The following is a 6039-nucleotide window of genomic DNA, read 5'->3' as shown; positions in this document are numbered from 1 at the left end:
GAAAAGTTACTTTAAGCATTTATCGCATTGTAAAATAAGCTATTTTCTAAGGTATAATATAAACTAATATTCTCGTAGTATGCGTTCATATAACTATCTTAATGTTTTATTTTAGAACTATTTTCTGTCAATTCTAGCCTTAAAGTAACTTTTCATTCCATTGCTTGTCGCACCCCAATTTAAACGCAATTAATGGCGTAATACCGCCGCCAATACAAGCTGCCAGTGAATAAATTAAATTTTGTAATTGAACACCTTATAGATAAAGGAAATATCTCCGTAATAAGTTTTATTTCTTAATTAATTCTAGAATCATAAATTGACATGAATCATATCAATAAGATAAAGTGGTAACTCATTAAAGGTGCTGTATTTCATATGGCTGTCCTTATTTCTATAGAACAAGGATTAAGCGATGCAAGAAAAAAAAGAATCACGTTGTTATGATTTAAGCACCATGATCTCTAATGACCTAGTTGTATTTCCTGGTGATCCAACGTATTGCACAGAAGTAGTAAGTTCCTTGGAAAAAGGAGACACTTTTAATTTATGTCATATGCATCTAGGTAATCATGCTGGTACGCATATAGATTTCCCTGCTCATACAATAAAAAATCATAAAACAAGCAGCGATTTTCCACTTGAGTTCCTGATTGGCCCTGGAATTATTATTCAAGTACCTCCTACAGAAAAATCAGTTACCAAGAATTTTGTAGCCAGACAGTCTATTATGAGTAGTGACATAGTTTTTTTCAAAACCGCTAACTCCCAAATCTCGAAACATGCCCCTTTTACAGAACAATATGTCTATATAGAGCCTGATGCGGCAATAGAGCTGCTTCAAAAAGGAGTAAAAATAGTAGGTATCGACTATATTAGCGTGGATGCCTATGACGATGCAAATTTAACAGTACACAATACCCTCTTATCAAAAGAAGTTCTTATTGTGGAAGGGTTAGAGCTTAGGGATATTCCTGAAGGACGATATGAGATTTACATTATGCCACTGAATATTCCTAATATGGATGGGTTACCCGCTAGAGTCTTGGCAAGGTCATGATCCATGTTGTTGCCCAGAGAGTTAAAAAATTAATAAATGCACCTTTAATTTTTTTAATATGGTTTTTTTATAATAGTGCCTATTTAGCATTAATTAATGTGGATGTGGGAATAAAGGCAGGTTACTTTGTCCTCTTTGGACAAGTTAGTTTAGACATCATTATATGTGTTTACTCCTTCATACTTTATAAAAAAACGCATAAAAACTATTTAAAGTTGGCTTATTTATTCTTCTGTCTTTCCGCAATTTCTGCAGCAATTGCTGATTGTATCTATCACATAGGAATGAACATAATCAATGTAGCTTATTTTAATGAGGTTAATTCTTTTTTTGAAATTCCCTTTATATTTTTTTTATTATTTCAAGTCATTGCTTGGGGAGTAATATTTTTTATCGATGATGCAGGACACAATGAAAAAAGATACGCATACTTTCCTTATTTAACGGTATCTATCTTTATTTTTTTTACTTTTGTTTATATTGTCCCTTGGAAAATACATTATTTATCGAAGCTTGGATTATATCAATTAGTGGATACTGTTCTTGAAGTAACTGGTTTTTCTCTTTCTGCCTTATGTCTTACTCGATCAAAAGATAATCCTATTCGCTTTTTATCAATGGGTTATTTGTTAATTATTTCTTCAGATCTTTTGATCCGCTATGATGTAGTATCGGGAATAATCCCTGTTTTAAATATTTTTGAAACCACTTGGATCTTTGGCCTATTATTCATGGCTTCAGGATTTGTTGTTGCCAGCAGGGGCTGCTCTATTAGGTTGCTACCATTAAATAGCCTGCAATCTTACATAACTATATGGCTACTTAACCTGTTGTTAGTGTTTGTAGGAGCTTTCTTATTTTTAAACTATTTTTTTCCGCATAGGGATGTATCGCACTATTTGTTATGGATGATTATTCCTTGTACCTTTTTTTCGATTCTCGGAAGTAAATATTTCGCCTCCAAAATACTATCCCCTCTAGCAAGGCTTGAGTTAATTATTAAAGAATTTTTGAGTACTGAAAATTTAGAACATTCCACCATAGTACGACCACCCGTTCATATAGAAGATTTTAATTTGTTGGAACAATTTGTTTATGATGCATTCGATCTTTATAAGAAAAATCACTACATTAAAATGGAACATGCAAAAATAGCTACTCAAGTGGCTCATGATATTCAATCACCTATGCTAGCACTGAATAATTATTTTAGAGAAGCAATTAAATTAAATATAAATAAATATGAAGTGGTAGAGGCCTCTCTTTATAGAATCAATGAAATTACAAATAATCTTTTAACTCAATACAAACAACCAGAAAACAATTCATTGAAAATTAATAATGATGTAGAGCTTATTGGTGCTCTTTTGCAACCTTTGATTGAAGAAAAAAAATTACAATTTAAAGGAAGCTCGGTTGAAATTGGTTTATTTATAGAAAAATCAGCAGAATTTAGTTGCGTAAGCCTTAACTCTGAACATTTTAAAAGGACAATCTCTAACCTCATTAATAATGCAGTTGAATCAATAAAGGAGAGTGGTCAAGTTACCGTATCTTTAAAAAGAAAAATAAATTCTCTGTTTTTGGAAATTAAAGATACAGGTTCAGGGATGCCTGCTGACATTTTAAAAAATATAGAAAAAGGAGAAGAGCTACAAAACGGAAATGGCCTTGGACTACCTTATGCTCTGAAAATCATCAAAGAATGGAGTGCGAGTTATACAATAAATTCTGAAAAAGACCTGGGAACGTCTTTTGAAATTACATTCCCAATCCAAAAAGCCCCGGAGTGGATCCAACACTCTATTTACATTCATGATGAACTTACTGTAGTTGTTGTCGATGACGATTATTCTGTGTTTAAGACTTGGGAACAAATAATTAAAAATAGTTATGAGAATATTAAGCTTATTTATCTAGATAGCCCTGAAAAATTAGAAATTTTCCTAAAAGACCTGTCGAATACGGAAGATATTTTGTTCTTGGTTGATTATTTTTTCCATAACTCCCCTATAACGGGTATGGACCTGATTAAAAAACTATCTTTAAATAACGCCATCGTGGTTTCTAGTAAATACCCAGATGCGGCCTTGAAAACAGCCGTTCAAGAAAATAACATTCAGTATATTTTGAAACAAAATATTTTTTCAGTTAGCTTCATAAAAATTCATGCAGACCTAGACTTAGTCTTAATTGATGATAATAAATTAATTAATGAAATATGGGGTATTGAAAGCAAGAAACATAAGAAAAAAATTATTACATTTACTAGTAAAAACTCCTTTATGAAGCATTATAAACGGATCAGCAAAAGCACTCCTATTTATCTGGATTTATGTTTAGGAAAAGAAAATGGAGATGAGGTAGCAAAACAGCTTTTCGAATTAGGTTATAAAAAGCTTTATATTACAACTGGATATGATATAAAAAAAGTAAATAAATCTCCTTGGATTAAGGATATTCTAGGTAAAGAACCTCCATTTTCCAAAATTAAAAAAGAATATAGCTATGAGTGATCAAATTTATTCTCCCTGCATAGAAGCACGAGAAAGGGGCGAAAGACTGCGCCGACTAAGAAATTTAGCAAATCTGTCTAGAAAAGCTCTATGTGATCAAGCGGGAATAAATATAAATACTTACATTGGTTATGAGGTAGGCCGTTATGGTGGTCTAACTAAAAAAGGTGCTGAAAAAATTATACAATACCTTAGATCCAAAGGTGTTTATTGTTCATTAGAATGGCTCATGCATGAAGTGGGCAAAGGACCGCAAGTAATAACTGAGGTAAACACGGAAGGGAAAAGCTGTCCTTTTCCTTTGTCTTTAGGCGAAGAACAGAAAATTAAAGAGGAGTTATTATTATTCCATAACCATTATGAAAACTCTGTTGATTGTAGCGTAGTAGATGATGGGATGATTCCTTTCTATAAAATAGGTGATTACGTTGCTGGGGTTCCTTGTTTTGGAGATGAGATTAAAAGTATTCTGGGATTAAATTGCATTCTTCAAACAAAAAAGGGTGAGATGCTTATCCGCAGTTTACGTGAAGGAAGGTGTGAAAATACCTACATAGTTACATGCGTTAACCCGAACACTTTAGTAAATAACCCTATTTTATATGACGTAGAACTCGTTTTTGCAGCCAAAATTATTTGGCATAGAAAAGTTAATATTATGTGACGTTAAGGTTGTTATCGATGTTTTTTCTGAGTTGTTTGACCCTATTGGTTCTTCTTTTATTGATTATATCAATCTGTAAACTTAATCATACAAACCAAAAATTAAAGACTATCCAGACAAAATCCGACCGACTTTATCATGACATTAATTCTTCCTTAGTGATTTTTAAACTAACGTTAGAAAGTTTGAAAGATTTTTCTTTTGAGAATCAAGAGAATGACCCAATTTCTTTAATTGAGGCATTAGAAGAAAGCATTGGCTATATGGAAGAAAGCTTTCGCCATTGGAACTTTAAGTAAGATGTACCAGGAGATGTAAATGGATAATTGGTTGAGTTACTATTACCCTAGCACAGTTGTTTTTGTGGATGACCAGCAGGCTTTCTTAACAGCAATAAAAAATAGATTACCCAAACAAATACTTGCTCTATTTTACAATGATGCTGCAACAGCTTTAAATAAAATTAAAACTATAGGGACATCTCAACATACAGAGCCACAATATTTTCAGGAAATTGTAGATGATGTTGAACTGGATATGTCTAAGAATACTGAAGCTTATTTTAATATCAAACTGGGCGATATTAGCAAGATGAGTTACAACGCTCAGCGTTTTGCCGAAATCAGCGTTGTTATTGTGGATCAAATGATGCCTGATTTGGATGGCATTAGTTTTTGTAGAGAGTTAATTAATTATCCTGTTAAAAAAATTATGCTGACGGCTAGCAAAGATCTTTCTATTGCCACCAAGGCTTTTAATGAGGGAATTATTGATTTCTTTTTATTAAAGGATTCTCCTGATTTGATTTCAGAATTGCTCAGTGAGATAAAAAATAAGCAAATGGATTATTTTTACTCACTAAATGACCGCACGCTGGGATTCTCTGTAAAAAAAATTGCTCCCGCCATACACAATCCTAATATTTATCTGTTTTTACAGGATAAATTGAAAGAACTAAATGTTGAAGAGTTTTATTTATTAGATCGTTATGGAAGCATGCTCTTTGTTCAACATGATGGGACACCAGTTACATTAGCTATTTTACCTGGAGAAGTCATAGAGAATTTTGCCGGTATAGCTCAAGAGCATGAGGAAACCACTATAGCCCTATCCTTATCTAAAAAAGAAAAACTCCTCTTTTTTCCAAAAGAAATAGATTGTATGCGTCCTGTTAAAGAGTGGGAGGCTTTTCTTTTTGATGCAAAACGACTTCCCCAGACAGCTAATTTATTTTATAGCTTAATTACTGATACACATTCTCAACCAATCGATGTCCATCACTTAAGTCCACAAAAAAACTATTCGCAATTATTTTGATATGAATCATATCAAAATAATTGACATTTAATGATAAATAGATAAAAATCATAGCATATTTAGGTTGTCTTACTTATACACCTAAAGGAAATGTTACGCATTTGGAGTGGAAATGAAGATGGAAAACAATACTAATCCCAAAATAATGATCTATAAGGGCATAATTCAGTATTTACTAGAGTCAACCTGTTATAACTTACAAAACATTGCTGAATTATCCAATTCATCAATAGAGCATATTCGCGAAATTTACTGTCAGAATAGGGTACCCGTCGATTTTTTTTCTGAGTCGCAACTCGTAAAGCTCTACCAAATCATTTTGGATATACACCCTAAGAAAAATCGTCGTTCAAAGTACATCGTTGAAATTAATCAGATTGTAGACTGAATTGAATAAGGGAGCTACTGATATGAAATGGGTAAAATTAAAAAAATATTGCATCGACTCAGGTGATACCGCAAACGCAGTTCATGCCAAACGT

The 6039-nt window shown here is 32.6% G+C and carries 6 protein-coding genes; all 6 read left to right on the top strand.

The genetic code is table 11. From position 1 onward, the window contains the following. Positions 1–415 precede the first annotated feature (415 nt). The 6 genes from WA877_RS04225 (at position 416) to WA877_RS04200 (ending at position 5945) form a co-directional block, all read left to right on the top strand. On the top strand, positions 416–1060 hold the full coding sequence (locus WA877_RS04225; RefSeq protein ID WP_425169689.1) for a cyclase family protein: 645 nt from the start codon (positions 416–418) through the stop codon (positions 1058–1060). A 626-nt stretch (positions 1061–1686) separates the two neighbouring features. Beyond that, positions 1687–3576 carry a sensor histidine kinase gene (locus WA877_RS04220; protein WP_425169688.1) on the top strand — a complete coding sequence of 630 codons (1890 nt, stop codon included), beginning with the start codon at positions 1687–1689 and terminating at the stop codon, positions 3574–3576. Continuing rightward, positions 3569–4240, top strand: coding sequence for a hypothetical protein (locus tag WA877_RS04215; protein WP_425169687.1), 672 nt, complete (start codon positions 3569–3571; stop codon positions 4238–4240). The genes WA877_RS04220 and WA877_RS04215 overlap by 8 nt, the downstream gene beginning before the upstream one ends. A 17-nt stretch (positions 4241–4257) precedes the next feature. Then, positions 4258–4539, top strand: coding sequence for a hypothetical protein (locus WA877_RS04210; RefSeq protein WP_425169686.1), 282 nt, complete (start codon positions 4258–4260; stop codon positions 4537–4539). A gap of 19 nt (positions 4540–4558) precedes the next feature. After that, complete coding sequence (locus tag WA877_RS04205) at positions 4559–5557, top strand: response regulator (protein ID WP_425169685.1); 999 nt, start codon at positions 4559–4561, stop codon at positions 5555–5557. A gap of 112 nt (positions 5558–5669) precedes the next feature. Continuing rightward, positions 5670–5945, top strand: coding sequence for a hypothetical protein (locus WA877_RS04200; RefSeq protein ID WP_425169684.1), 276 nt, complete (start codon positions 5670–5672; stop codon positions 5943–5945). Positions 5946–6039 lie beyond the last annotated feature (94 nt).

Origin of the sequence: Legionella sp. (genome assembly GCF_049790535.1) — a bacterium.
Lineage (GTDB): Bacteria > Pseudomonadota > Gammaproteobacteria > Legionellales > Legionellaceae > Legionella.
Note: the sequence above shows the minus strand (reverse complement) of the source record. Positions and strands in the feature narration are given on the sequence as shown.